We start from the raw sequence: 24,979 nt of genomic DNA on the forward strand, positions 1-24,979 counted from the left end.
ATTAGTTGGTGGCAGGCGCAGCGGCCGGATCAGCCGGGGCCATTGCACCGCCGTCAGCCGGAGCCATCGCGTCGCCTTCAGCGGCGGCATCGCCTTCATCGGCCGGTTCGTCTTCTTCCCAAACGAATTCGGGAGCGCCGTTAAGGGCTTCGGCAGTGGTTTCCACAACCCAGCGCTCGGTGTTGTCAGCAGCGATCACGAACTGCAGGGCGTCATAGGGAACGGCAACCGACTTTTCGCCGATGCCGAGGAAGCCGCCAACGCCGATCACGACGGCAGCAATGCTGCCCTGCTCGTCGAACACAAGGTCGGTGACATTGCCGATTTCTTCGGCGTCATCGCCAGCCGAGGAGTAGACGGGCTGATCGATCAGCTCGGAAGCAAGGTTGTCGCTATCCACGGCGGTGTAGCCCTGGGCCATTTCAAAGGTCTGCGGCATGGCAGCGCCTGGCTGGGCTTCAACCGGAGCCGGAGCTTCAGCAGTCGGGGCTGGAGCAGTCGGGGCAGCTTCCGTGGTGGTCGCGCCAGCAGCGGGAGCTGCTGCATCACCAGCAGGGGCTTCAGAACCGGCAGGAGCATCGGTGCTCTGAACAGGCGTAGCGTCCTGTGCCATAGCGCCAGTGGTCATCAGGGCTGCAAGGGCCGTAGTGGCCAGAAGGGTGCGGATCATAGTAGGCTCCGTTTGTTCATTGTTGAAAGTGAACGGGCCGTGCGGTGCAAAACTTGCCGGTAGAGTACCGTGCGGCCCATTGATGTCTCGACAACGCCGAGACTGAGCCAGATGTTCCGAACCGATTGTCGCAGATTGGAAGGCCGGCTCGCGCGAACGCGGCCGGCCCTGTCCGCCTCCCTGGCGGTTGTTTTAACCGGGGAGCCGCTTCGCACGCGGCGCGCAGGCTCCCTGACGAAGCAGACTTTAGCGACGCGGACGGGGCAGGGCAGCCGCCAACGGGGAAGAGCCTTAAGAAGGCGCTAACTGGTTAACAGCGACGGCCATAAAGGAGAGCGTTGCCGGGGCCGACTGCGGGCTCTCACACGTCATAGCTGCGCATGGCGCGGTGCGGCATGCCGCCGTCGATGAATTCCGGGCCGAAGGCGACAAAGCCGAGCTTTTCATACATGCCCAGCTTGTCCGATTGCGCCGTGAGGTAGAAGCGGTCGCGCCCCTTGGCCTTCGCATGATCCATAGCCGCGTTGATCAGGGTGCGGGCAATGCCGTGGCCGCGAAACAGCTGGCGGACGGCTACGCGGCCGATCTTGACGTGTTCGGGCTTGTCGATGAGGCGCAAGGTGCCCACGACCTCGCCCATGGCAATGGCGACGAAATGGGTCGCCGTCAGGTCGTCGGCGTCGTTTTCTTCCTCTTCGGGCACTTTCTGCTCCCAGACGAAGACTTCGCGCCGCAGGGCAAAGGCGGCGTTGCACAAAGTGGAGAAGGGCGGAACGATAAGGACGGTGATCTGCATGGATTTCCAATAGCCACTCCGCGCCGCGGTGTCATCGGCTGTTGCCAGCTTGCCGACGTCCGCCTTTTGGGCGCAGATAAGTCATGGCCACCAAGTTCACCACCGTCGACGCCTATGTCGCCGCCCTACCGGACGGGGTGGCCGAGATTTTTCAGGCGCTGCGCGAGACCGTGCTGCGGTTGGCACCCGATGCGGACGAAGCGGTGAAATACGACATGCCGACCTGGCGGCTCAAGGACACCTACATCGTCTATGCCGCCGCCTGGAAACGTCATATCGGGCTCTACCCGGTCTATCGCGGCGATGCCGCGTTCGAAGCCATGGTCGGCCCCTATCGGGACAAGAAGGACACGGTGAAGTTCGTCTACAGCAAGCCCATGCCGTGGGACGTACTGGAGCGGATCATCACAACGCGGCTTGCGGAGCTGGAGACACGACCATGACCTTTGCGTCTTCGTTTTATACGGACTGTTCGCAGCAGCCATTCGCAGCCGGGTGACCAGCCAGAAGGCAATCATGCTATGGATGCGGCGCACCTTCGCCGGCGCCCTTGTGCTGCTCGGCGCCAAGCTGGCATTCACGGAGCGTTAGACCATGGCCGACCTATCAAGCTTTCCCCTCACCAAGATCTGGCCGCCGGCCAATCCCGAGGTGATCCAGCTTTATTCCTTCCCCACGCCCAATGGCGTCAAAGCCTCGATCATGCTGGAGGAGACCGGCCTTCCCTATGAGGCCCATGCCGTCAACATCATGAAAAACGAGACCTGGGGCCCCGAATACCTCCAGCTCAACCCAAATGGCAAGATCCCGGCGATTATCGATCCCAACGGCCCGGGCGGCAAGCCGCTGGCGCTGTTCGAGTCGGGCGCCATCCTGATCTACCTGGCCGAAAAGAGCGGCAAGTTCCTCTCGGCCGACCCGGCCAAGCGCTACGAGACCATTGCCTGGGTGATGTTCCAGATGGCGTCCATTGGCCCGATGTTCGGCCAGCTTGGCTTCTTCCACAAGTTTGCCGGCAAGGACTATGACGACAAGCGGCCGCGCGACCGCTACGCCACCGAATCCAAGCGCCTCCTGGGCGTGCTGGAAACACGCCTCGAAGGGCGCGACTGGCTCGTGGACGACTATTCCATTGCCGATATCGCGACCCTGGGCTGGGTGCGTAACCTGGTCGGCTTCTATGGCGCGGCCGAGATCGTCGACTATGCCAGCCTCAAGAATGTGCCGGCCTGGCTGGAGCGCGGCCTCGCCCGGCCAGCCGTGCAGCGCGGGCTCGAAATTCCAGCGCGGCCCTAGGCAACCGCACTCCTCCGCTCGGCATTGATTTCTTGTAGAGCGGAGGAGACCGACATGCATACGCCACACGAAAACGACATTCGCGACCGTGCCTATGCCCTCTGGCAGGAGGCTGGGTCGCCCGAAGGACGGGAAGAGGAATTCTGGCACCGCGCCGAGCGCGAGCTCAGCGAGGAAAGCGGCCTCGACACGTCCGACCTGGCCAGCGGCGTCACGCAGCCGCTGCCTCCGGCCGGCATCCTGACGCACTAGGACGGCAGGAGCAAAGCTTCGGCGACGCGCAGATATTGGCGACCCAGTGCCGCGTCGCCGATTTCGAGCAACAGGAGCCCGGTCGACACACGCTCGATAAAGGCCCATTGCCAGATGGGCTCGGCCGGCACCTGGGTATATTGCGTCATCAGCCGCACGCGGCTGCGGGCGAGGTTATAGGCATTGCGGCCGTCGAGCCCCTCGTTCCAGGCGCGCAGCAGCACACCCAGGTCATAGGCCGGTTCGATGGCGAGGCCATCGGGGTCGACGAACTTAAAGCGGACCGGGTCGGTGCCGGGCACCATAAGGGTGTTGGCCGGATGCGGATCGCCATGGGCGAGAACCGTGCCTTCCGGGCGGTAGAGACGCGCCCGCTCCTGGCAATAGAGCAGGGCCGTGTCGATCGCGGCTGAGGGGCAGGGTTGGCCCGTCCGGTGCCACATGGCCACGATGTCGGCGCCCAGGAGGTTGGCCTTTTCGGCGCCGGTCATGAAGGTCGCGTTGAGGGGCACGGGGTGCCAGGCTTCGAGCAGGGTGGCGCACATGATGTCCACCTGCTGGCTATAGGGCAGGCCGAGGGTCGCAAGACTGGGCCCGAGTTTTTCCAGCAGAAGGGCGTTGCGTTCGCCGTCCACGCGCAGGAGGCGGGCATAGCCCTTGCCGTCGGCGCGGCGGAGGACCTCGGCCTCATGCCGGCCCAGCCTGCTGCCGGGACTGCCCACCTTGATGACCGACTTGTTGCCGGCTCCGTCGCGCGCCTCGGCCACGAAGGCGGCGCTGCCGCCCTCGAGCGAGGTGCCGATGCGGATGGCCCAGTCGTGTTCGAGGGAGGCGAGGATGGCGTCGAGATCGGCCAGCCAGGCTGCTCCTTCCGGGCCTCCGGACAGGGCGCGGCGGCGGGCCGGTTCGGACAGGGCAAACCGGCCGCCGCTGTTCATGGTCAGATGCTCCCTACCGTCTTGAGGCGGATGCGGGGATGGACCTCGTTCTGGCTCATGACCACGGTCTGGGGCCGGAAGCGCTCGATGATGGAGCGAACGTGGGGGCGGATGGAGGGCGAGGTGATCAGCACCGGCAGTTCGCCCTGCTGGGCGGCGCGCTCATAGCCCTGCTGAATGCCGGCGATGAACTGCTGCAGCTTGGACGGCGCCATGGCGAGGTGCCGGTTCTCGCCGTCGCCGACCATGGCTTCGGCGAAGTCGCGTTCCCAGGCCGGCGACAGGGTCAGGAGCGGCAGGTTGCCGTCGCGGTTGAGGTTGGCGGCACAGATCTGGCGGGCGAGGCGCGAGCGGACATGCTCGGCGATCATCTGCACGGTGCGACCAGGACCGGCCACTTCGGCAATGCCTTCGAGGATGGTGGACAGGTCGCGGATGGAGATGCGTTCGCTCAGTAGCGCCTGCAGCACGCGCTGGACGCCGGAGACCGAGATCAGGCCGGGGACGATATCTTCCACCAGCTTCTGCTGCTCTTTGGGCAGGCCCGAAAGGAGCGACTGCACATTGGCATAGCTCAGGAGGTCGGAGACATTGGCCTTGAGCACTTCGGTCAGGTGGGTCGAGATCACCGTCGAGGGATCGATGATGGAAAGGCCGCGCAGTTCGGCCTCGTCGCGCAGGGCGGGCTCGATCCAGGTGGCGGGGAGACCGAAGGTCGGCTCGGTGGTGTGGGTGCCCGGCAGGTCGATCTGGTTGCCATAGGGATCCATGACCATGAGCTGGTTGGCATAGATCTCGCCGGCGCCCGCTTCGACTTCCTTGATGCGGACCTTATAGACGTTGGGCTCGAGCTGCATGTTGTCGAGGATGCGCACGGGCGGCATGACAAAGCCTAGTTCCACCGCCAGCTGGCGGCGCAGGGCCTTGATCTGCTCGGTCAGGCGATCGGAGCCGTTCTCGTCTTCCTTGACCAAGGCGAGGAGGCCGTAGCCGAGCTCGAGCTTGAGTTCGTCGATCTTGAGCGAGTCGGTGATCGGGGCTTCGCTGTTGGCGGCGGGTGCACCCGGTGCGCCGGGCATGCCGGGTTGCGCCTGGGCCTTTTGCAGCTGCTGGACGGTCTCGTCGGCGGTGCGGGCATCCTTGGCCTGGGCGGCACGCCAGCCTACATAGCCGACGCCGCCGGCCAGCGCCAGGAAGGGGACCATCGGCATGCCGGGCAGGAAGGCCAGGGCGCCCATCACGGCCGAGGACATGCCGAGCGCGCGTGGATAGCCAGTGAACTGGGCGGAAAGCGCCTTGTCGGCCGAGCCGGTGACGCCGGACTTGGAGACGAGGATACCGGCAGCGGTGGAGACGATCAGCGCCGGAATCTGCGAGACGAGGCCGTCGCCGATGGTGAGGAGCGTATAGACGTTGCCCGCTTCCTGGAAGCTCAGGCCCTCCTGCATCATGCCGATCAGCATGCCGGCCGAAACGTTGATGAAGGTGATGATGAGGCCGGCAATGGCGTCGCCGCGCACGAATTTGGAGGCACCGTCCATGTTACCGAAGAAGGCCGATTCGCCCTCGAGCTCGGCGCGACGTTTCTTGGCCATGTCTTCGTCGATAAGGCCGGCCGACAGGTCGGCGTCGATGGCCATCTGCTTGCCGGGCATGGCGTCGAGGCTGAAGCGGGCGGCGACTTCGGCGATACGGCCCGAGCCCTTGGTGATGACGATGAAGTTCACGATCACGAGGATGATGAAGATCACCGTGCCGATGATGAAATTGCCGCGGGTGATGAAGTTGCCGAAGGCCTCGATGACGTGACCGGCGGCATGAGCGCCGTTGTGCCCCTCGCCCAGGATCAGGCGGGTGGTCGCCAGGTTCATGCCGAGGCGCAGCATGGTGGCAATCAGCAGGACGGTCGGGAAGGACGAGAATTCCAGCGGCTTCTGGATAAAGAGCGAGGTCATGAGGATCATGACCGAGAAGACGATGGAGATGGCCAGCAGGATGTCGACCAGCAGCGGCGGCAGCGGCACGATCAGGATGACGATCAGGCCCATGACGCCCGCGGCCAGGGCGATATCGCCCGAGCGCAGGAGGTCGATCACCGAAGCGGGGGTCGGGACTTTGAACGCGCGGCCGGTGGGCAGGTCGGTCATCAGATGTTGGCACCGAGGTCAGGTATGCGCCTCCCTCCCCCTTGCGGGGAGGGAATGAGGGTGGGGGTGGCTTGGCGGTTTACTGATGGACCCCCACCCCCGGCCCCTCCCCGCAAGGGGGAGGGGAGGGTAGGAGCCGCTCGCTCGGGAACCAGCCAGAGCATCATCACGCCACGTGCCGGCGTTCGCCGGGTTCGGGCACGTGGGTGCCTTCGTCGGCATATTGGTTGAGCTTGTTGCGCAGCGTGCGGATGGAGATGCCCAGGATATTGGCGGCGTGGGTGCGGTTGCCGAAGGTGTGGTCGAGCGTGTCGAGGATCAGGTCACGCTCCACATCGGCCACCGTGCGGCCGACCAGGGCGGCCGACATGGTCTGCGCGGTCTGGGCAAGCTGGGCCGAGAGCGAGTTGGTCGTGGCGGCTTCGGTGAGCCCCATGCCGTCGGGCAGGACGATGGCATCCGGGCCGATGACGTCGCCCGAGGACAGGAGCACGGCGCGGTGCAGCGTGTTCTCGAGCTCGCGCACGTTGCCGGGCCAGGGCGCCTTGAGGAGGGCGGCGCGGGCGTCACCGGAGAGTTCGCGCGGCGGCAGGCCATTGGCCTTGCTGTACTTGGCAACGAAGTGTTCCGACAGCGCGGCGATGTCGCCCGGCCGGTCGCGCAGGGCAGGGAGCTTGAGGTTGACGACGTTGAGGCGGAACAGGAGGTCTTCGCGGAAGCTTCCTTCGCGCACGGCCTCGTTGAGGTTGCGGTTGGAGGTGGCGAGGATGCGGATGTCCACCGGCACCGGCTTGCCGCCGCCGACGCGGTCGATCACCCGCTCCTGGATGGCGCGCAGGAGCTTGGCCTGGAGGCGGATGTCCATTTCCGAGATTTCGTCGAGCAAGAGCGTGCCGCCCGAGGCTTCCTCGAACTTGCCGATGCGGCGGGCGACGGCGCCGGTAAAGGCGCCCTTCTCGTGGCCGAAGAGTTCCGATTCCAGCAGGGCTTCGGGGATGGCGGCGCAGTTGACCGAGATGAAGGGCTTGGCGGCGCGCTTGGAACGGGCGTGGACGTATTTGGCGATCACTTCCTTGCCGGTGCCCGACTCGCCGGTGATCAGGATCGAGGCATCGGAGCCGGCGATCTGATCGGCCATCTTGACCACGCGTTCCATGGCCGGGTCGCGGAACTGGAAGTCCGACGACTCGCGGGTCACGGCGGCGATAACCGCGGCGATCAGCTCGGCATCAGGGGGCAGGGGGATGTATTCCTTAGCCCCGGCACGGATGGCGTTAACGGCAGCGGCGGCATTGGCCTCGACGCCGCAGGCGACCACGGGAATGGCGATGCGCTCGGCTTCGAGGCCGGCGATCAGGCCGGCAATGTCCATGACCACGTCGCAGAGGAGCAGATCGGCGCCGCGGCCGGCGCGCAGGGCGGCAAGGGCTATTTCGACCGATGGGGCATGGGCGACCTTGGCCCCGCCATTCATGGCCATCTTGGTGGCTTCGCTGAGCTGGCCCTCGAGGGCTCCGATGATGAGCAGGCGCATCTAGGGCTCCCTTATTGCGGCTTGATGATTTCGGTCATGGTGACGCCGAGCTTGTTTTCCACGAGCACGATTTCACCGCGCGCCACGAGGCGCTCGTTGATGAAGATTTCGACGGCTTCGCCGACCTGGCGATCGAGCTCGATCACCGTGCCGGTATCCATGCGCAGGAGCGAGGAGACCGGCATCTTGGTGCGGCCCAGGACGACCGAGACACGCACGGGAACCTCGAACACCGCTTCGAGGTCGGCAGCGCTGCGTTCGACATGGGCTTCGGGGCCCTCGCTGCGGCCGGGGGCGAGCATCTCCTCGAAGGAGATTTCGTCGGCATTGGGATCGGAAGCGCTCAATGGCCGCTCTCCTGTTGTGTGGCGCGGCCGCTCCTGGCGGAGAGGTAGGCCGAAATCTTGTTGTCGATGTCCTTGGAGACGGCGCCGATGTCGCGCACGAGGCCGCCGTCGACCCATTCGAGCCGGCCGTCACCCAGGCGCAGGTCGGGCTCGCCCATCACCACGAGGCGTCCCGCAAAGCCCGAGGTCTGCATATGGGCGGTGGCAATGTCGCGGATGGCATCGGCAATGGCGGGATTGCAGCGCACCACCAGGTGCGGCACGCCGCTCAGGCTCTGCATGCATTCGCCGATCAGCGCATCGAGCTCGACCGTCGGATAGCGGGCGAGGAGGTGCAAAGCGAGCTTGCGGCCGATGCTGGCGGCCAGTTCCACCGCCTCGCGCCGCAGTTCAGCAGTCGCGTCGTCAAAAGCGGCAGCCATTTCGGCCGACTGGGTCGCCAGCGTACCGGCCGCGGCGGCCAGGGTCTGGGCGGCGACGGCAGCGCTGTTGCGTTCCCCGGCGGCCACGCCCTCGGCATAGGCTTCTTCGCGGGCCTGGGCGACCAGCTGGGCCACGAGGTCCTCGGGGACCATGGGAATGGGCGGCGCGGCCGCCACGGCAGGCGTCGGCGACGGGCGGCTGCCCAGGTCCAGATCGAAGGTGAAGCGGGCCGGTTGTGCCATCACGCCACCATCTGGTCGTCGGCGCGGGACTTGAGGATGATGATTTCACCCTTGGCCGCCAGGTCCTTGGCGGTCGAGACCATGCGGCCCTGCGCTTCGTCCACGTCCTTGAGCCGGACCGGCCCCATGGCCTCCATGTCGTCCTGGAGCAGCTTGGCGGTGCGGCCGGACATGTTCTTGAAGAAGGTTTCCTTGACCGTGTCGTTAGCACCCTTGAGCGAGAGGGCGAGGTCCTTCTTGTCCATCTTGGTGAGCAGCGTCTGGATGGCCGAGGCCTCGAGCTTGGCCAGGTCCTCGAAGGTGAACATCAGCGCCTTGATGCGCTCGGCGTCGTCGCGGTTGTGCTCTTCCAGCGTCGTGATGAAGCGCGCCTCGGTCTGGCGGTCGAAGCTATTGAAGATTTCGGCCATCTGCTCATGGCTGTCGCGGCGCTTGGAGTGGTTGAGCGTCGACATGAATTCGGTGCGCAGGGTGTTCTCGATCTTTTCGAGGATCTCCTTTTGCACGGGGTCGAGGCCCAGCATGCGCTGCACCACGTCCATGGCAAGTTCTTCGGGCAGGACGGCGAGCACCTGCGACGCGTGGTCGGTGGCGATCTTGCTCAGCACCACGGCAATGGTCTGGGGATATTCGTTCTTGAGGTAAGCGGCGAGCACGTCGGCCTGCACATTGGAGAGCTTTTCCCACATGTTGCGGCCGGCCGGGCCGCGGATTTCTTCCATGATGGAATCCACCTTGTCCTGCGGCAGGAAGCTCAGCAGAAGGCGTTCGGTGGAGTCGGTATTGCCCGAGAGCGAACCGTTGGATGAAATGGTGGTGACGAACTCAATCATGAGATCGTCGAGCATTTCCTGGGTGATCGGGCCCAGCTTCACCATGGCGCGCGACAGCTGCTTGACCTCGAGTTCGTCGAGCTCGTCGAATATGGGCTTGCCATAGGCCGGGCCAAGCGCCAGCAGGAGCGCGGCCGCCTTTTCGTCGCCGGTCAGGACGCGATGGTCGGCGCCAGCGCCGACGATCAGTTGCTTGGCATTGGTCTGGTCGGAAGCGGGGGGCTGGGTGACGAGTGACATGGCGCTTACGCAGCGTTACCGAGCCAGTCGCGCACGATCAGTGCGGCCTGACGGGGATTTTCTTCAACAAGGGTGCCCACGGTCTTGAGGGTCTGGAGCTGGGTTTCGCCCATGGACTTGGCATTGGCGACCCAGGCCGGAGTCTTGTCGGCGGGTTCCTCCTCCTCGATCTCGGCGATCACCTGACCATCGGCGGCAAGGACGCCGTGGTGGCCCAGTTCAGCGGCCGAGGGCAGGGCCAGCGGCTGGGTTTCGGGGGTGATCACCTTCTTGATCAGCGGGCGCATGACGAAGAAGACCAGGGCCAAGGCGATCAGCAGGGTCACGGCCATTTCGGCGCCGTTCATCAGGTCGTCGCGGGTGAAGTCGAGCAGCCCGCCGGCGGCGTCGGTGCCGGTGGGGGCCAGTTCGGGCCGCTCGGCAAACTGCATGTTGACCACTTCGACGCTGTCGCCGCGGGTTTCCGAATAGCCGACGGCGGAGCGCACCAGCGTCAGAATCTGCGCGATCTCGTCGGCCGTGCGCGGCGTATAGGTGGCGGTGCCCGAGGCGTCGGTCGCGTAGGATCCGTCGACGACCACGGCCACGGAAAGGCGCTTGACCGAGCCCGCTTCGGTGACGGCGGTCTGGGTGGTCTTGCTGATCTCGTAATTGGTGACTTCCTCGCTGGTCGTACCCTGTTCGGTGGCGCCGCCGGCGCCGTTGTTCTGCGAGGCGCCGGGCAGTTCATTGGCGACCGTGACCTGGCCATCGGCGCCGGCAGTGATGTTTTCGCTTTCGCGGACCTGGCTGGAGCGAACGACCTGGGATTCGGGGTCGAAGCGTTCTTCGGTAGTGGTGGAGCGGTTGAAGTCGATCTCGGCCGAGACCTCGACACGGGCGCGGCCGGGGCCGACCACATTGGCCAGCATGTCCTCGACGCGGGTGCGGAGGCGGTTCTCGTAGCCCAGGGTACGCTCGGCAGCGTCGCCTGCCAGCGCACCTTCGGCCTCGTCGCCGGTGCCGGAGGCGAGGAGATTGCCCTGGTCGTCGACGATGGAGACGCGCGAGGGGGTGAGCCCCTCGATGGCGGAGGCGACCAGGTGCTGGATGGAGCGGATTTCGCCGGTGGCGAGCTGGCCGCGGACGGAAAGAACGATGGAGGCCGATGGTTCGGTCCGTTCGCGGCGGAACAGCTCGCGCTCGGGCAGCACGAGGTGGACGCGGGCCGACTTGATGCGGTTGAGCGAGGTGATGGTGCGGGCCAGTTCGCCCTCGAGTGCGCGGACGTTGTTGAGGTTCTGCACGAAGCTTGTTGCGCCCAGCGTCGACTGCTGGTCGAAAATCTCGTAGCCGACTTGGCCGCGCTGCGGCAGGCCGGAGCCGGCCAGCGTCATGCGCGTCGTGGTGATCTGGTCGCGCGGGATCAGGATGGTTTCGCCCTCGCCGCGAAGCTCGTAGGGTACGTTGAGCGACTGCAGCTCGGTGATGATGGCCGAGGAATCCTCAAGGCTGAGGCCGGTATAGAGCGGCGCCATGTTGGGCGTCTGTGAGCGGGTGATCAGGAAGGCGAAAAAGCCCAGCATCAGCACGGCAACAACCGCCATCGCTGCCAGCCGGGGCAGTCCTATGCGGTTGATCAACTGGGAGAAGTTTTCCACGCCGATACTCAATTCGAAGCTCGACCATGCCGACGCAGATGCACGTAGAGGCCGCTGGGCAAAAATTACCTAGCTGATGGTAAACAATGTCTTAACTCCCGGTTGCAGTTTGCAAATTCGGGCAGAAAATGCCGGGTCAAGGTTCAGGAAGGATGAAGCCGATGGTCAAGGTGCTGGGACGGATCACGTCCATCAATGTGCGCAAGGTGCTGTGGGCGCTGGACGAGCTGGGCGTCGCCTATGAGCGCGAGGATTGGGGCGTGCCGGTGCGCGACCCAAAAGTGCCCGAGTTCCTGGCGCTCAACCCCAATGGGCAGGTGCCGGTTTTCGTCGAGTACGACGGCAGCGTGCTGTGGGAGAGCAACGGGCTCCTGGTCTACCTGGCGCAGACCCGGGGCGGGCTGCTGCCGAAGGAGCGCCGGGCGCTGGGGCTGGCGCTGCAGTGGCTGGGCTGGCAGGCTGCGGAACTCAATCCGTCCTGGAACTATGTCGTGCCCGGTCTCTTGCGCAAGATGCCGGGCTATGACGATCCGCGAAAGATCGCAGAGGCGATTGGGCGCTGGACCGGGACGATGGTGATCCTCGACGGCGAACTCCAGAAGGGAAGGCCGTTCCTGGCGGGTGACGAATTCTCCATTGCCGACATCGCCATCGGGCTCTCGTGCCACCGCTGGTACAGAACGCCGTTCGAGAAGCGGGCGTTTCCGGCCGTGGAGGAATACTACAACCGGCTCAAGGAAAGGGCGGCGGGAGCGCGCTGGATGCCGGAGGACATCGGATAGACGGGCAAGTAAAAACCCGCCGGATCGCTCCGGCGGGTCTGTTTTGCACTATGGGAGAGCTTAGCCTTCCCGGTAATGCTGGATCCATGTGGTCCGCAGACCTGCAAGGCCGTGTTTGTCGATGGCGGCCTGCCAGTTAAGGAATTCATCGACGCTCAGGGTGTAGCGGTCGCAGGCCTCTTCGAGGCTGAGCAGCCCGCCGCGTACGGCAGCGACGACTTCGGCTTTGCGGCGGATGACCCACCTCCGGGTATTTGCCGGGGGAAGATCTGCAATCGTGAGCGGACTACCGTCCGGTCCGATAACGTACTTAACGCGTGGACGCATTTGTACGGTCATTTTACTCTCTACTCAAACCTGACCATATGAGGAGAGACTAGGCCAACGGCCTTAAAATTCAGCTAAGGGGAAACTTACAACAGGTTAAGAATGATCTTGGATTTCAATGGATTGATTCAGGATCAGGGGCGGCGAGTGGGGTGGTGCCGCGGCGCCTGAAAGGCACGGCGGCTTCCCGCAGGCGGGGATGATCCTTGCTTCTTCCTGCGCCCTAAAGGTGGATTCCCGCTTTCGCGGGAATGACGCGGTGGATGAGGTTGGAGGCGGTCGATCACTGAAGGCCCCCGCCTTCGACTCCTTCCCGCAAGGGGGAGGGAGGCGATGGGGCGACCGGCTGTGCTTACGCGTCGTCTTCGTCGGGGGCTGGCTTGGCAGTGACGTCGGGGATGCGGACGTCGGTGACGTCGGTGATCGCGACGCGGCGAGTGCCGACGGTGAGCAGCGGAACGTCGCCGGTGAAGTCCACGGCGGTGACGATGCCGATCGAGGCGGTGCTGATCTTGACCGTCTGGCCGTTAGAGTCCTTGCCCTGGATGTCGATGGTGTAGACGCCATTGGGCTTCATGTTGCCATCGGAGCCCTTGCCGTCCCAGCGGAAAGTGCCGGGGCCGGCCTCGAGCGGGCCGGTCTGGTTGTAGACGATCTGGCCCTTGCTGTCCTTGATGGTGATGGTCGCGTTGGCGGCCTTGGCATCGGCGCTATAGGCCCAGAAGGCGGCATTGGTGCCGGTCAGCTCCCCGGTCTTGCCCGAGGAGGTCACTTCCTTGCCGATATAGGAAACGGCGTCGGACTTGGCCGTGTTCTGGCCGGACAGCATCAGGGTTTCGAGGAACTCGTTGGTCTTGAGCTGCTGCTCGACGCCGGTGAACTGCACCAGCTGCTGGGTGAACTGGTTGGTATCGAGCGGATCGAGCGGGTTCTGGTTCTTGAGCTGGGTGGTCAGGATCGACAGGAAGGTGTCAAAATTGTCGGCAATGGTCGACCGCGAGGACGCCATCTGGCTTGTGCTGGTTCCGGAAACACCGCTTACGGCCATGATCCCTGCTCCTTAGGCGATGATGTTGACGCCGCTGGCGCTGAGGCTGCCGCGGTAGAGATTGACGGTGGGGAGCGGCACTTCCTCCGCTTCGGCGAAGTCGCCGAAGAGCGGATTGCGCTCGTTGCCCTGCTGGTTCTGGCCATTGCCGCCGAAGGGGTTCTGCTTCAGCGAAAATTCGAGATTGGTCTTGCTGCCGTCGAGGCCAGCCTGCTGCAGGGCGCGTTCCAGCGCACGCTGGTCGCGCTGCATCAGGTCCAGCGTTTCGGCCTTCTCGACGGTGAGGCGCGCATTGACCTGCCCGGCGGCATCGATATCGAGCCGCACGTCGATGCGCCCAAGCTCGGCCGGATCGAGGCGGATCTGGAAGCGGGTATTGCCGTCATTGACCTGCCGCGCCAGTTCAAAGGCGATCTGGGGCAGGTTGAGCTGCTGCTGGCTGGTCTGGTAGCCGGCCTGGACGACGCGCGGGGCTGCGACCACTTCGGCCCGCGCGGCGGGCAGGGGCTGTGTCGTGGCCGCCGTTTCGGGCTGCTGATCAGTGGTCGTCGCGGCAATACCGGCCGCCGGCTTGTCCGCGTTCTTGCCCTTGTCCTGATCGGCGTCGGGCCTGGCGTCCTTGTCGACCGGCTTGGCCGCTTCGGCCTTGGGCGCGTCTTCCGCCGGCTTGCTGTCCGTGGCGGGTTCGAGTTCGAGCTCCGTTGCTGGCACGGCTTCCGTCTTGCCGGTGATGGCGGCTTCGGTCAGCTTCAGCTCGGGCTTGGCGAGGACGGGCGCGGCGTCTGCGGCGATAGCCGGTTTGGCGGCGGCGTCCAGCGCTGCCTGAAGGCTGGCATCGCCGCTGATGTTCTTTTGCATCTCGGCAAGGAGGTCAGGGTCGGCCTCGCCATTGTTGAGCGCGCTCAACAGAGCCGCCAGCTTGTCACCGACGGACTTGATCTGCGCCGCGAAGGCTTCCGACGCGTCTGCAGGAGCGTCGATTTCGCCGACCAGGGGACCGAAGGCATTCACCAGCTTGGCGGCAAGGCTCCCATCGTTGCTGGCGCTCCCTTTGGCGAGCGCGGCCAGTTCATCGGCCGTGGGCATGTCGCCGAGATCGATGCCGAGCGCCTGGGCCAGGTCGCTTAGCAGGGCGTCGAGTTCCTCGATGGCTGCCGGATCGAGCGGTTCACCGGCAGCGAGCTTGTCCTTAAGCGCGGCAAGGCCTTCCACGAGCTGGGTCAGCTTTGGCTTCGCCGTTTCGGCGGGGACGAGGGTGACGGGCGCATCGACGGGCACGGCGACGGCATCTGCCTCCGCCAGATCCCTTTCCTCTTCCGGCTCGAAGCCGGTCGACATCTCGACCTCGTCGTTGGCCGGCCGGGGCCGGGCGGAGGCCTGAGGCGCCTCCGGCTGCGGCTCGGGCTCACGCGTTTCAGTCGCGCCGAGCAGCGCGGCAAACACGTCCTCGCCCCCATCCTTGACGGAGGGGCCGAAGGTCTTGCTGGTGCTGGCGCCGGCAGTGCCGGTAATGACGGTCAGGGGTGATGCCACGGGAGCGGCCTCGCAAGTTACACTAATCCGCCATGGGCAATGCAAGGCGGGTGCCAGTTTCTTCATGGAAGGAAATGGTCTGCTTGATCAGCGGCTTAGCGGAGAAGTTGTCGTGGTGATCGCGGCCACCTATCCGCGGCGCCGGGCAAGAACAGCCGCGAGGGGGCAGATTTTGCCGGGTTCCGGTCCCGATGGTTGCGGGCGGCGCAGGATGGGCGTAAAAGCCGGGCTCTATAGTCGTCCGCTGGCCCTTGACCCCAACCGGATACGGAACATGTTGAACTCGCTTGATATTGCCAAGCGTCCTGAAGACACGCGCGTTGTCGTTGCGATGTCGGGGGGCGTGGATTCCTCGGTCGTGGCGGGCCTCCTGGCTGGCCAAGGCTATGACGTTGTCGGCGTCACCCTCCAGCTCTACGACCATGGCGAGGCTACCCATCGCAAGGGCGCCTGCTGTGCGGGGCAGGACATTCACGATGCCCGCCGCGTGGCGGCGGCGCTCGGTATACCCCACTATGTGCTGGACTATGAAGAGCGCTTCAAGCGCTCGGTGATCGCGCCCTTTGCCAATGCCTACCAGCAGGGCGAAACGCCCGTGCCCTGCATTGCCTGCAATCAGTCAGTCAAGTTCGTCGACCTCATGGAAGTGGCGCGCGACCTCGGTGCCGATGTGCTGGCGACGGGGCATTACGTGCAGTCGCGGCTGGGCGAGAACGGGCGCCGGCAGCTGTTCCGCCCGGTCGATGGCGACCGCGACCAGACCTATTTCCTGTTTGCCACCACGCAGGACCAGCTCGATTTCCTCCGCTTCCCCCTGGGAGGCATGAGCAAGCCGGAAGTGCGGGAGCTGGCGCGCGAAATGGGGCTCGAGATCGCCGAAAAGCATGACTCGCAGGACATTTGCTTCGTGCCGCAGGGCAAGTATGCCGACATCATCCGCAAGATGTATCCCGAAGCGCTGGCGCAGGGCGAGATCGTTCATCTCGACGGGCGGGTCCTTGGCACCCATGACGGGATCGTCAATTACACGATCGGGCAGCGCAAAGGCCTCGGCGTCGCCGCCGGCGAGCCGCTCTATGTAGTCAAGCTCGAACACAGAACCGGCCGCGTCATCGTCGGACCCCGCGAGGCGCTCAAGACCCATACCGTGCGCCTGCGCGACGTCAATTGGCTGGGGGCAAAGCCGCTGCGCGAACTCAGCGCCGGCAATGGCGCTCCCGTTGAGGTCAAGGTGCGCTCCACCCGCGGGCCGCAGCCGGCGGTGATCCAGATGCAGGGCGACGAGGTCTTCGTAACGCTGGTTTCGGGTGAATACGGCATCTCGCCGGGCCAAGCCTGCGTGTTCTATGCCGACGATACGGCGACGTCGGAGGTCTGGGGCGGCGGCTTCATCGCCGAAGCGGTGCCGCAGGTGTTTGCGGCTTGACACAGATCGTCACCCTGGGGCTTGAGCCCGAGGGAACTGCACTAAGTGAAGAGCCCTCGGGTCAAGCCCGAGGGTGACGTGCGGTGGGTGAGGAACTCTTATTGGGTTGTTGCCGGCGCGGTGCTGGTCGCCTCGGCATTGGCCTCGCGCAGGGCCTGGTAGGCGTTGATGCCGCCCAGGGCCGTAGAGAGGGCGATAATGATGACCAGTACGCCCAGCGCCAGGATCAGCACGCGGCCGCGGTTCAGCTTGAATGGGCTTTGTTCCGGTTCATCCATGACGGCCTCGATAAATTCTGCGCAACCCACCCAAGGAGGGGGTGAGCAGGATCGTCCTAGCACTAGAATGGCCACCGAAGTAAGGCTGGGCGAGTGTATGGATCCATGCTGGGACTGACTGCCGCATCTCCGCCCGACCCGGCGCAAGCATTGACGCGGGCGCTGGTGGCGCGCGCGCAGAATGGCGACGCCGAGGCGTTCGGCGAATTGGTCGAGGACCACTACGACCTGATCCACCGAACCGCCTGGAAATGGTGCGGCAACCGCGCCGATGCCGAGGATATCGCGCAGGAGGTCTGCATCAAGCTCGGCGCGGCCCTTGCCGGGTTCGATGGACGCAGCGCCTTTTCCTCCTGGGTCTACCGCATCACGCTCAATGCCGTGCGCGACATGCAGCGGGCGGGAAAGCGCCGCGGCCGCCACGCGGAGGCCTATCGCGACATCCGTCCCGAGGACCAGCCGGCCGAGCAGGAGGAGGCTGCCACCAGCCGCCAGCTCTGGGCGGCGGTGCGGGCGCTGCCGGAAAAGCAGCGCGACGCGGTGCTGCTGGTCTATGCCGAGGAGTTGAGCCATGCCGCGGCGGCCGAGATCATGGGCATAAGGGAAGCCACGGTGTCCTGGCATGTGCATGAAGCACGCAAGACCCTGAGGGGGCTGCTATGAGCAAGAACGACATGCCCGATCCATTCGACCAGCTCCGGAGCGCCCAAGCGCCGCAACCGCGCGCCGAAGCGCGGCAACGGGCGCTGGCTGCGGCCAGGAATGCCTTCGAGGAAGCTCAGAAAAAAACAATGGCACCGCCCCAAGGAACGCATGCGGGCCAGCGTCTCACGTCCATCATCACCTCCTGGACAAGGAACACGATCATGGACATGCGCATACCCCTCGGCACCATGGCCATCGCGCTGGTCGCGCTGCCGCTCGGCTACCAGCTTTATTCTACCACCTCGATGACGCCGGCGGAGATCGCGGCGGAGGCACCGGCCCGCCGGGAGGCCGCCGCGCCGAACCAGACGGTCGCCGACACCGCAGAATTGGATGCGGCAGCCGACGCCGTCGCCATGCCCGAGCCCGTTCCGGCGCCGGTTGCGCCCGCACCCAGCATGGCGGCCGCTCCGGTACCTTCGGGGGCGCTGATGGAAAGCGAGAGCTTCGCGCCGCCGCCCATGTTGAGCCAGGCACCGCAAGAAAGCGGCGACAGCTTCACAAGCTTCGACGAGCAGCGGCTCAAGGCCGTGGTGGACGAGCCTGTCTCGACCTTCTCCATCGATGTCGACACCGCCAGCTACAGCTATACGCGGCGCATGCTCGAGGACGGGCTGCTGCCAGAGCCCGATGCGGTGCGCATCGAGGAGCTGATCAACTATTTCCCCTATGACTATCCGACGGCCGAAAGCGCCGAACAGCCGTTCCGGCCGACACTGGCCGTCTACCCGACGCCGTGGAACCCGCAGACGCAGATTCTGCAGATCGGCATCAAGGGCTATGTGCCGGAGCCGAGCGTGGACCGGCCCAGCAACCTCGTGTTCCTGATCGATACGTCGGGTTCCATGGACGAGCCCGACAAGCTGCCGCTGCTCAAGCGCGCCTTTGCGCTGCTGGTAGACCAGCTCTCCGCCAACGACACGGTGTCGATTGCCGTCTATGCCGGTTCGGCAGGCGTGGTGCTGGAGCCCACGCCGGCGACCGAGAAAGCGCGGATCCTGTCGGCGCTCGACAATCTTGCGGCAGGGAGCAGCACGGCAGGGGCAGAGGGCATCGAGCTCGCCTACCGGCTGGCCGAGCAGGCCAAGGTGGCGGGTGGTACCAACCGGGTGATCCTTGCCACTGACGGCGACTTCAATGTCGGCATCGACGATCCCGAGGCGCTCGCCGACTTCATCAAGGGCAAGCGCGACAGCGGCACTACGCTTTCGGTGCTCGGCTTCGGGCAGGGCAATCTGGACGACGCCACGATGCAGGCGCTGGCGCAGAGCGGCAACGGCAATGCCAGCTATATTTCGAGCTTCCGCGAGGCACAGAAGGTGTTGGTGGAGGAAATGGGCGGCACGCTCGACATGATCGCCAAGGACGTCAAGATCCAGGTCGAGTTCAATCCGGCCGTGGTCAGCGAATACCGGCTGATCGGCTACGAGACGCGCCACCTCGAGCGTGAAGACTTCAACAATGACCGGGTGGATGCCGGCGATATCGGCGCCGGCCACACGGTGACGGCGCTTTACGAGATCACCCCAGCCGGTTCGGAGGGCGCCTTGATCGATCCACTGCGCTATGGGCAGGAAACGCCGGCACAGGCCGACAGCGACGAGATCGGCTTCCTGCGCATGCGCTTCAAGCTGCCCGAGAGCGAGGTCAGCCAGCTGATCGAGCAGGCGGTGACGCCCAGCGTCGTCTATGGCGACATCAGCGAGGCGGGCGAGGACATGCGCTTTGCGGCAGCCGTCGCAGCCTTCGGGCAGAAGCTCAAGGGCAGTGAATATGGCGGGCACATGCCCTGGGACGCGATTGAGGCGCTGGCCCGCTCCGGACGCGGCGCGGATGAAAGCGGCTATCGCGCCGAGTTCATCAACCTCATCGACACGGCATCACTGCTCAAGCCGGATACGGCAACCTATCCGGACACGGCGAGCGACGTATGCCAGGTGCATGGGACGTGCGAATAGCGGGCACCCACAACCGCGATCGTCACCCTCGGTCGATCCCGAGGGTGGCGGCTGGTGGTTTAGCTCAGGATCAGCGGCCAGGCGATGAACTGAGCCACCATAAACGCCGCCACAGCGGCGAACCTGAGATAGTCCAGCGTTGTGGTCGGTACGGGCAGCCAGCGACGCAGCGATCTCAGGAGGACCGTTGCGGAAAAGAACACCAGATAGAGGATGATTGCATAAAAGCCGATGCTCCAGCCGCGAGCATAGGCGTTGTCCGTGCCGGGGATGCCCAGCGTCCACGGCAGGAGGGCCAGGAGGCAGAGGACGGCCAGGAGCCGGGGAACGATGCGAAGGATTGTGGCCATGCCCGAGTGTTGCCGGAGCGCGTGGCGATGGCAAGATGGAGCTTCGTGGTCCGGCGTTCTCGATCGTCACCCTCGGGCTTGACCCGAGGGCTCTACACTTGCGGTGCCTTCGCCAGTTCAGTCCCCTCGGGTCAAGCCCGAGGGTAACGTGCGTTGATGGAAAACCCCTCAAACCAACGGCTTGAGGTTAGCCTCGATGCTGGCGCGGCGGCTTTCGAGGAAGGGGGGCAGGGCCAGCGATTCACCCAGAGTTTCCATCGGTTCGTCAGCGGCAAAGCCGGGAACGTCGGTGGCGATCTCGAACAGGATGCCGTTGGGCTCGCGGAAATAGAGCGAGGTGAAATAGAAGCGCTCCACTTCGCCGCTCGAGCGGATGCCGGCCTTGTTGATGCGCTCGATCCACTGGCGCAACGTGTCCTGGTCCGGCGTGCGGAAGGCGACGTGATGGACGCCACCGGCACCGGGCCGGGCCATGGGCAGGCTGGGATCGACCGCAACATGCAGTTCGGCGCCCGGGCCGCCGGGGCCCATCTCGAAGACATGGGTTTCGGGCGTATGGCTGGTGGCGGCGTATTCACGCACCTTGCGCATGTTGAGCACCTGGGTCAGCACGGCGGCGGTGCGGTCGAGCCGCGGCACCGACAGCGTGATGGGGCCGAGGCCGATGATCTGCCGCTCGGCCGGCACTGGCGACTTAGCCCAGGGCACGACCTTGTTGGCGCTGTCGATCACCATGCGGAAGCGCTGGCCTTCGAAATCCTCGAAATCGAGCGAGAGTTGGCCATTGCGCTCCTTGATGGCGCTGGTGCCGACATTGTTGCCCTGGAGGTGGTTCTTCCACCAGTTGAGCGTGTCCTCGCTGTCGACGCGCAGGCCGGTGCGGCCCACCGTGTGGTTGCCGCGCGATTCCCGGGGGGCATCGAAATCGAAAAAGGTCAGGTCGGCGCCGGGCGAGGCGACGCCGTCGCCATAAAACAGATGGTAGGCGGTAGTGTCGTCCTGGTTCACCGTCTTCTTGATCAGCCGCATGCCCAGCGTGCCGGTATAGAAGGCTAGGTTCTTCTTGGCCTCGGCGGTAACGGCAGTGAGGTGGTGGATGCCTCCGAATTCGAGCGTCATGATCTGTCTCCTGAACGGCGCGGGGTGCCGCGTCTTGTTGGAAACAAGATGTAGAGGATCAGCGCACGGTTGAGGAGGTAGACGGTTCCGACAGATTGGTGCGGATTTTTGAACGATGCTTGGGTGGAGTGCCTCCTCTGTCCGCGCCTGTGGCGCACCCCCACCAACCAGACTAGCCTCCCACCACGTCCTTCCCGCGAAAGCGGGAATCCCCCTGCCACATCGAGGGAGGTTCCCGCCTGCACGGAAATGACGCTCGCGATCTCCCTTCACACTCTACCCCTCGACACCGCGGTCTCGCCATCGCTGCTCGACAACCGCATCACAGGCGGCGCTTCCGTTCGCCCTGATCACAATCTGCTCAGACCTGTCTTTTTGATATGCGTTTACGATCCCGCTGCGTTATCCCTTCACCTGAACGTAAAGGGAACAAACATGGCCGCGCTGACCCTGCGCCGGAAACTTGCTATCCTCTCGGATGCCGCCAAATATGATGCGTCCTGCGCCTCGTCGGGCACGGAAAAGCGCAACAGCGCCGGCACGGGTGGCATCGGCTCCACCGAGGGCAGCGGCATCTGCCATTCCTATGCGCCGGACGGGCGCTGCATTTCGCTGCTCAAGATCCTCCTCACCAATTTCTGCGTCTATGACTGCATCTATTGCGTCAACCGTTCGTCCTCCAACGTCCAGCGCGCCCGCTTCAGCGTGGAGGAAGTGGTCAAGCTGACGCTCGACTTCTACAAGCGCAACTATATCGAGGGGCTGTTTCTCTCCTCGGGCATCATCCGCTCGCCCGACTATACGATGGAGGAACTGGTGCGGGTGGCGCGCTCCCTGCGCGAGGACCACCACTTTGCCGGCTATATCCACCTCAAGGTCATCCCCAATGCAGCGCCGCAACTGCTGGCCGAGGCGGGGCGCTGGGCCGACCGGCTGTCCACCAATATCGAGATGCCCACCGATATCGGTCTCGAAACCCTGGCGCCCGAAAAGAAGCCGAGCGAGATTCGGACCGCCATGGCCAATGTGCGGGGCAAGCTCGACGAAGCGGCGCCCGACAAGAAGGCCAAGGCGGCAAAGCCGAAGTTTGCCCCGGCCGGGCAATCGACCCAGATGATCGTGGGGGCCGACGCCGCCGATGACGGGGCGATCCTCCATCGCGCGGCCGGACTTTATTCGGGCTACAAGCTCCGCCGGGTCTACTATTCCGCCTTCTCGCCCATTCCGGATTCCTCGTCGCGCCTGCCGCTCAGGCCGCCACCGCTGATGCGCGAGCACCGACTCTACCAGGCCGACTGGCTGATCCGCTTCTATGGCTTCGACGTGCCCGAGATCGTCTCGGGCGGCGAGAATGGCCACCTCGACCTTGCCATCGACCCCAAGCTTGCCTGGGCGCTCAAGGCGCGGCAGCGTTTCCCGGTGGACGTCAACCGGGCCGACAAGGAAATGCTGCTGCGCGTGCCCGGGCTTGGCACCAGGAGCGTCGAGCGCATCCTTTCCACGCGGCGGCACCACCGACTGCGACTTGCCGACGTGGCGGCGATTGCCGGCACGGTGGACAAGGTGCGGCCCTTTATCGAGGCCGCCGACTGGACGCCGGGCAGCCTCACCGATGATGCGAGGCTGCGGGCGCGGCTGACGCCAGAGCCGGAACAGTTGAGCCTGTTCTGATGCTGTCGGCGCGCATCAACGGGCTCAACGATTTCGAGGAATGGCGCGCAAAGGCCCGCCAACTGCTGGCGGCCGGAATGCGGCCCGGCGACGTGGTCTGGCGCCTGCCTGGCGACGACAGCGGGCTGTTCGAGGCGGGCGACGACATGCTGCCTTCGGGCGACGTCCCCGTCGGCAATGTGCCGGCCGCCTTTGTCGAGCTGGCCAGGGAAGCGATCAACCACAGCGATCCGGAGCGCTTCGCGGTCCTGTACCGCTTTCTCTGGCGGCTGCTGGAGGACCGGGGGCTGATGCAATCGGCCTCCGACCCGGACCTCAACTGGTTGACGCGCATGGCGAGCGCCGTGCGCCGCGACAGCCACAAGATGAAGGCTTTCGTGCGCTTCAAATCCATCGTCGATGACAGCGGCCTCGAGCGCTATGCCGCCTGGTTCGAACCGGAGCACTTTACGCTGGAGCGGACGGCGCCATTCTTCGTGCGCCGCTTCGACGGCATGATGTGGGCCATCATCACGCCCTATCGCAGCGCTTATTGGGACGGGGAAAGCCTCGCCTTAGGCCCGGGCGGCCAGAAGGGCGACGTGCCCAGCGACGATGCCGTGGAAGCGGACTGGAAGACCTATTTTTCCTCCATCTTCAATCCAGCGCGCCTCAAGGTTTCGATGATGAAATCGGAGATGCCGGTCAAGTATTGGCGCAACCTGCCCGAGGCGGAACTCATTGCTCCTTTGATCCGCAACGCGCGGCAGATGGAGGCCGAGATGATCGAAAGGACCGCAACGCAGCCGCCGTCGCGGCATCTGCGCCAGCAGGCGCGGGAACCGGAGGTGGCCGAGCCCGAGGGTGAGATCCAGAGCCTTGCCGATGCGCGCGCCGCCGTCCAGGGCTGCCGGCGCTGCCCGCTCTATGAACACGCGACGCAGGCAGTGTTTGGCGAAGGCCCGGCCCATGCCGATGTGATGTTTGTGGGCGAGCAGCCGGGGGACCAGGAGGACTTGGCGGGCAAGCCGTTCATCGGTCCGGCCGGCAAGGTGCTCGATGCGGCCGTCGAAAAGGTCGGCATCGACCGCGCCCGCGTCTATGTCACCAATGCGGTCAAGCATTTCAAGTTCGAGCCGCGCGGCAAGCGGCGCATCCACCAGCGGCCCGATGCGGGCGAGGTCTCCGCCTGCAAGTTCTGGCTCAATCTCGAGATCGGCTTCGTCAAGCCCAAGGTCATCGTTGCCCTGGGCGCCACCGCGGCAACCAGCCTCCTGGGCAAGACCGCCACCATCAGCAAGCTGCGCGGTGCACCCATCGAGCTCGAAGACGGCACGGTGCTTTTCGTCACCAACCATCCCTCCTATCTCCTGCGCATTCCGGACGTTGAAGGGAAGGCCCGCGAGCAGCAGAAATTCGAGGACGACCTGATCCTCGTGCGGCAGGCCATCGCCAGCATCGGTACACGGCATTAAAGCCGATGCTAGCGGCTTGACAGCGAAGTGTGCTAAACTTAGTAAGTCGCGTCGCCGGCCAAACCCGGCTGCCCTTGTGGCGGAGTAGCTCAGTTGGTTAGAGCAGCGGAATCATAATCCGTGTGTCCCCAGTTCAAATCTGGGCTTCGCTACCAATAAAAACGCCGGAGACCCGAGGGTTTCCGGCGTTTTCCTTATCCGGGCCACGGGGACAAATCGCCGGCTGGGACAAATCCGGGACAAACCACGGCAATCACGCGATAGCGTTAATGGTTTTCCACAGACCTCCGGCGCCGGCGGACGGGTCTATGTATGTTCCAGGGATTTTACTTCACATCGGGGCTCGGCTGCGCGATGATCCCGGTCGCTGGGGGGATGCCCAGGCCCTATGCGGCCCAGACATCCCTACTCCGACCAGTCGGCGTTCCGGCATAGCGGGGGGACGGGTGATGCTTCCAGGCTGCCCGTCCCGCTGCCAACAACCTACTTATAGCTGATGTGCTCTGGGCCCGCTCGAGTCAGCGCGACTTTTACCCGTGAAATCGTGTTCGATTAACGTTTTGTTAACCCCATGGCTACCTAACCCGCTGGTGTGAAACGATAATCCATGTGTGCAAAAGTTTCGCCGATGGCTGTGCACACTGTGGATAGCGTGGATTAGCCCTGAGTTGGCTTGCCGTTTGTTCTCGTTCCGTTCATGTTGTCCGCATGACGAACAGCCCGCCCAGCTCCTAATTCTACCGTCCAGGAATCGGGCAGGTCGCAAAAGAAGGGTTGCTGCTCGTCTGCAAATGCCACCTGTGCCGGCAGGCTCGAGCTTACCTAGCCACCGATTTGGTCACCATCTACAGCCCGGACACGTTCATCGCCGACCTGTTCGGGGGACGCTGCCCCCGTTGCGGCAAAGCGGATTTCTGGTCAGTGAAGCAGCGCTATCCCACCTCCGACGATGTCGGCATGCTGACAGTGC

The 24,979-nt window shown here is 64.7% G+C and carries 24 protein-coding genes, 1 tRNA gene and 1 pseudogene; 11 read left to right on the top strand and 15 right to left on the bottom strand.

Translation table 11 applies throughout. From position 1 onward, the window contains the following. Position 1: 1 nt before the first annotated feature. Both VIL88_RS17590 and VIL88_RS17595 read right to left on the bottom strand, forming a co-directional pair. The gene (locus VIL88_RS17590; RefSeq protein WP_331990923.1) at positions 2-670 is read right to left on the bottom strand and encodes a PRC-barrel domain-containing protein; all 669 of its coding nucleotides are present in this window, start codon (positions 668-670) and stop codon (positions 2-4) included. A 361-nt stretch (positions 671-1,031) separates the two neighbouring features. Further along, entirely contained in the window at positions 1,032-1,466 is a 435-nt protein-coding gene (locus VIL88_RS17595) for a GNAT family N-acetyltransferase (protein ID WP_331990924.1), read from the bottom strand. Positions 1,467-1,549: 83 nt separating this feature from the next. On the opposite strand from VIL88_RS17595, the gene VIL88_RS17600 reads away from it, so the two are divergent. The 4 genes and pseudogenes from VIL88_RS17600 (at position 1,550) to VIL88_RS17615 (ending at position 3,014) form a co-directional block, all read left to right on the top strand. Continuing rightward, positions 1,550-1,909, top strand: coding sequence for an iron chaperone (locus VIL88_RS17600; RefSeq protein WP_331990925.1), 360 nt, complete (start codon positions 1,550-1,552; stop codon positions 1,907-1,909). A gap of 7 nt (positions 1,910-1,916) precedes the next feature. Beyond that, positions 1,917-2,057 (top strand): annotated as a pseudogene (locus tag VIL88_RS17605) (LysE family translocator); the annotation flags it as partial. A gap of 3 nt (positions 2,058-2,060) precedes the next feature. Continuing rightward, positions 2,061-2,762, top strand: a complete 702-nt coding sequence (locus VIL88_RS17610; protein ID WP_331990926.1) for a glutathione S-transferase N-terminal domain-containing protein — start codon at positions 2,061-2,063, stop codon at positions 2,760-2,762. A gap of 54 nt (positions 2,763-2,816) precedes the next feature. Then, positions 2,817-3,014 carry a DUF2934 domain-containing protein gene (locus VIL88_RS17615; protein ID WP_331990927.1) on the top strand — a complete coding sequence of 66 codons (198 nt, stop codon included), beginning with the start codon at positions 2,817-2,819 and terminating at the stop codon, positions 3,012-3,014. On the opposite strand, the gene VIL88_RS17620 is transcribed toward VIL88_RS17615, so the two are convergent. The 7 genes from VIL88_RS17620 to fliF all read right to left on the bottom strand — a co-directional run bounded on the left by VIL88_RS17620 (position 3,011) and on the right by fliF (position 11,370). Beyond that, complete coding sequence (locus VIL88_RS17620; protein ID WP_331990928.1) at positions 3,011-3,952, bottom strand: aminoglycoside phosphotransferase family protein; 942 nt, start codon at positions 3,950-3,952, stop codon at positions 3,011-3,013. The two genes, VIL88_RS17615 and VIL88_RS17620, sit on opposite strands and share 4 nt — an antisense overlap. 2 nt (positions 3,953-3,954) lie before the next feature. Next, positions 3,955-6,099 (bottom strand): flagellar biosynthesis protein FlhA, encoded by a 2,145-nt coding sequence (flhA, locus tag VIL88_RS17625; protein WP_331990929.1) that lies wholly within the window; start codon positions 6,097-6,099, stop codon positions 3,955-3,957. A gap of 166 nt (positions 6,100-6,265) precedes the next feature. Continuing rightward, positions 6,266-7,633: a sigma-54 dependent transcriptional regulator gene (locus VIL88_RS17630; RefSeq protein WP_331990930.1), complete on the bottom strand. Its 1,368-nt coding sequence runs from the start codon at positions 7,631-7,633 to the stop codon at positions 6,266-6,268. Positions 7,634-7,644: 11 nt separating this feature from the next. Further along, positions 7,645-7,935, bottom strand: coding sequence for a flagellar motor switch protein FliN (gene fliN, locus VIL88_RS17635; protein WP_331991013.1), 291 nt, complete (start codon positions 7,933-7,935; stop codon positions 7,645-7,647). A gap of 41 nt (positions 7,936-7,976) precedes the next feature. After that, the gene (locus tag VIL88_RS17640) at positions 7,977-8,645 is read right to left on the bottom strand and encodes a hypothetical protein (RefSeq protein WP_331990931.1); all 669 of its coding nucleotides are present in this window, start codon (positions 8,643-8,645) and stop codon (positions 7,977-7,979) included. Next, positions 8,645-9,718, bottom strand: a complete 1,074-nt coding sequence (gene fliG, locus VIL88_RS17645) for a flagellar motor switch protein FliG (RefSeq protein ID WP_331990932.1) — start codon at positions 9,716-9,718, stop codon at positions 8,645-8,647. Before fliG ends, VIL88_RS17640 begins: the two co-directional genes overlap by 1 nt. Before the next feature lie 5 nt (positions 9,719-9,723). Further along, positions 9,724-11,370: a flagellar basal-body MS-ring/collar protein FliF gene (fliF, locus tag VIL88_RS17650; RefSeq protein ID WP_331990933.1), complete on the bottom strand. Its 1,647-nt coding sequence runs from the start codon at positions 11,368-11,370 to the stop codon at positions 9,724-9,726. A gap of 149 nt (positions 11,371-11,519) precedes the next feature. Here fliF and VIL88_RS17655 point away from each other — a divergent pair, with 149 nt between their 5' ends. Beyond that, a complete protein-coding gene (locus VIL88_RS17655; protein ID WP_331990934.1) occupies positions 11,520-12,140 on the top strand; it encodes a glutathione S-transferase family protein in 621 nt (206 codons plus the stop codon). Between the two features lie 60 nt (positions 12,141-12,200). Here the strand turns inward: VIL88_RS17655 and VIL88_RS17660 are convergent, their stop codons facing one another. The 3 genes from VIL88_RS17660 to VIL88_RS17670 all read right to left on the bottom strand — a co-directional run bounded on the left by VIL88_RS17660 (position 12,201) and on the right by VIL88_RS17670 (position 15,048). Then, positions 12,201-12,479 carry a DUF1153 domain-containing protein gene (locus VIL88_RS17660; protein ID WP_035102845.1) on the bottom strand — a complete coding sequence of 93 codons (279 nt, stop codon included), beginning with the start codon at positions 12,477-12,479 and terminating at the stop codon, positions 12,201-12,203. A 340-nt stretch (positions 12,480-12,819) separates the two neighbouring features. Continuing rightward, positions 12,820-13,515: a flagellar hook assembly protein FlgD gene (locus VIL88_RS17665; protein ID WP_331990935.1), complete on the bottom strand. Its 696-nt coding sequence runs from the start codon at positions 13,513-13,515 to the stop codon at positions 12,820-12,822. Positions 13,516-13,527: 12 nt separating this feature from the next. Beyond that, a complete protein-coding gene (locus VIL88_RS17670) occupies positions 13,528-15,048 on the bottom strand; it encodes a flagellar hook-length control protein FliK (RefSeq protein WP_331990936.1) in 1,521 nt (506 codons plus the stop codon). A gap of 274 nt (positions 15,049-15,322) precedes the next feature. On the opposite strand from VIL88_RS17670, the gene mnmA reads away from it, so the two are divergent. Then, positions 15,323-16,474 (top strand): tRNA 2-thiouridine(34) synthase MnmA, encoded by a 1,152-nt coding sequence (gene mnmA, locus VIL88_RS17675; protein ID WP_331990937.1) that lies wholly within the window; start codon positions 15,323-15,325, stop codon positions 16,472-16,474. Positions 16,475-16,572: 98 nt separating this feature from the next. Here the strand turns inward: mnmA and VIL88_RS17680 are convergent, their stop codons facing one another. Next, complete coding sequence (locus VIL88_RS17680) at positions 16,573-16,752, bottom strand: hypothetical protein (RefSeq protein ID WP_331990938.1); 180 nt, start codon at positions 16,750-16,752, stop codon at positions 16,573-16,575. 105 nt (positions 16,753-16,857) lie between these two features. On the opposite strand from VIL88_RS17680, the gene VIL88_RS17685 reads away from it, so the two are divergent. Continuing rightward, positions 16,858-17,415 carry an RNA polymerase sigma factor gene (locus VIL88_RS17685; RefSeq protein ID WP_414650167.1) on the top strand — a complete coding sequence of 186 codons (558 nt, stop codon included), beginning with the start codon at positions 16,858-16,860 and terminating at the stop codon, positions 17,413-17,415. After that, positions 17,412-19,415 (top strand): VWA domain-containing protein, encoded by a 2,004-nt coding sequence (locus VIL88_RS17690; protein ID WP_331990939.1) that lies wholly within the window; start codon positions 17,412-17,414, stop codon positions 19,413-19,415. Before VIL88_RS17685 ends, VIL88_RS17690 begins: the two co-directional genes overlap by 4 nt. A 59-nt stretch (positions 19,416-19,474) precedes the next feature. Here the strand turns inward: VIL88_RS17690 and VIL88_RS17695 are convergent, their stop codons facing one another. Next, positions 19,475-19,765 (bottom strand): hypothetical protein, encoded by a 291-nt coding sequence (locus VIL88_RS17695; protein ID WP_331990940.1) that lies wholly within the window; start codon positions 19,763-19,765, stop codon positions 19,475-19,477. 168 nt (positions 19,766-19,933) lie between these two features. After that, entirely contained in the window at positions 19,934-20,884 is a 951-nt protein-coding gene (locus VIL88_RS17700) for a ring-cleaving dioxygenase (protein ID WP_331990941.1), read from the bottom strand. A gap of 435 nt (positions 20,885-21,319) precedes the next feature. On the opposite strand from VIL88_RS17700, the gene VIL88_RS17705 reads away from it, so the two are divergent. From VIL88_RS17705 to VIL88_RS17715, 3 genes are all read left to right on the top strand, one after another. Further along, complete coding sequence (locus VIL88_RS17705) at positions 21,320-22,555, top strand: putative DNA modification/repair radical SAM protein (protein WP_331990942.1); 1,236 nt, start codon at positions 21,320-21,322, stop codon at positions 22,553-22,555. Continuing rightward, positions 22,555-24,009, top strand: coding sequence for a UdgX family uracil-DNA binding protein (locus VIL88_RS17710; protein ID WP_331990943.1), 1,455 nt, complete (start codon positions 22,555-22,557; stop codon positions 24,007-24,009). The genes VIL88_RS17705 and VIL88_RS17710 overlap by 1 nt, the downstream gene beginning before the upstream one ends. Positions 24,010-24,087: 78 nt before the next feature. Then, positions 24,088-24,164: transfer RNA gene (locus VIL88_RS17715), tRNA-Met, on the top strand. The last annotated feature ends 815 nt before the right edge of the window (positions 24,165-24,979 follow it).

This window comes from Devosia sp. (assembly GCF_036563435.1).
Classification (GTDB): Bacteria; Pseudomonadota; Alphaproteobacteria; order Rhizobiales; family Devosiaceae; genus Devosia.

Coding starts and splice junctions, on each gene's coding strand:
- VIL88_RS17640 (WP_331990931.1), bottom strand. CDS start 8,645: ATGGCACAACCGGCCCGCTTCACCTTCGATCTGGACCTGGGCAGCCGC.
- VIL88_RS17610 (WP_331990926.1), top strand. CDS start 2,061: ATGGCCGACCTATCAAGCTTTCCCCTCACCAAGATCTGGCCGCCGGCC.
- VIL88_RS17700 (WP_331990941.1), bottom strand. CDS start 20,884: ATGACGCTCGAATTCGGAGGCATCCACCACCTCACTGCCGTTACCGCC.
- fliG (WP_331990932.1), bottom strand. CDS start 9,718: ATGTCACTCGTCACCCAGCCCCCCGCTTCCGACCAGACCAATGCCAAG.
- VIL88_RS17595 (WP_331990924.1), bottom strand. CDS start 1,466: ATGCAGATCACCGTCCTTATCGTTCCGCCCTTCTCCACTTTGTGCAAC.
- mnmA (WP_331990937.1), top strand. CDS start 15,323: ATGTTGAACTCGCTTGATATTGCCAAGCGTCCTGAAGACACGCGCGTT.
- VIL88_RS17615 (WP_331990927.1), top strand. CDS start 2,817: ATGCATACGCCACACGAAAACGACATTCGCGACCGTGCCTATGCCCTC.
- fliN (WP_331991013.1), bottom strand. CDS start 7,935: ATGCTCGCCCCCGGCCGCAGCGAGGGCCCCGAAGCCCATGTCGAACGC.
- VIL88_RS17620 (WP_331990928.1), bottom strand. CDS start 3,952: ATGAACAGCGGCGGCCGGTTTGCCCTGTCCGAACCGGCCCGCCGCCGC.
- VIL88_RS17710 (WP_331990943.1), top strand. CDS start 22,555: ATGCTGTCGGCGCGCATCAACGGGCTCAACGATTTCGAGGAATGGCGC.
- VIL88_RS17660 (WP_035102845.1), bottom strand. CDS start 12,479: ATGACCGTACAAATGCGTCCACGCGTTAAGTACGTTATCGGACCGGAC.
- VIL88_RS17600 (WP_331990925.1), top strand. CDS start 1,550: ATGGCCACCAAGTTCACCACCGTCGACGCCTATGTCGCCGCCCTACCG.
- VIL88_RS17680 (WP_331990938.1), bottom strand. CDS start 16,752: ATGGATGAACCGGAACAAAGCCCATTCAAGCTGAACCGCGGCCGCGTG.
- flhA (WP_331990929.1), bottom strand. CDS start 6,099: ATGACCGACCTGCCCACCGGCCGCGCGTTCAAAGTCCCGACCCCCGCT.
- VIL88_RS17655 (WP_331990934.1), top strand. CDS start 11,520: ATGGTCAAGGTGCTGGGACGGATCACGTCCATCAATGTGCGCAAGGTG.
- VIL88_RS17690 (WP_331990939.1), top strand. CDS start 17,412: ATGAGCAAGAACGACATGCCCGATCCATTCGACCAGCTCCGGAGCGCC.
- VIL88_RS17590 (WP_331990923.1), bottom strand. CDS start 670: ATGATCCGCACCCTTCTGGCCACTACGGCCCTTGCAGCCCTGATGACC.
- VIL88_RS17705 (WP_331990942.1), top strand. CDS start 21,320: ATGGCCGCGCTGACCCTGCGCCGGAAACTTGCTATCCTCTCGGATGCC.
- VIL88_RS17685 (WP_414650167.1), top strand. CDS start 16,858: ATGCTGGGACTGACTGCCGCATCTCCGCCCGACCCGGCGCAAGCATTG.
- VIL88_RS17665 (WP_331990935.1), bottom strand. CDS start 13,515: ATGGCCGTAAGCGGTGTTTCCGGAACCAGCACAAGCCAGATGGCGTCC.
- VIL88_RS17630 (WP_331990930.1), bottom strand. CDS start 7,633: ATGCGCCTGCTCATCATCGGAGCCCTCGAGGGCCAGCTCAGCGAAGCC.
- VIL88_RS17695 (WP_331990940.1), bottom strand. CDS start 19,765: ATGGCCACAATCCTTCGCATCGTTCCCCGGCTCCTGGCCGTCCTCTGC.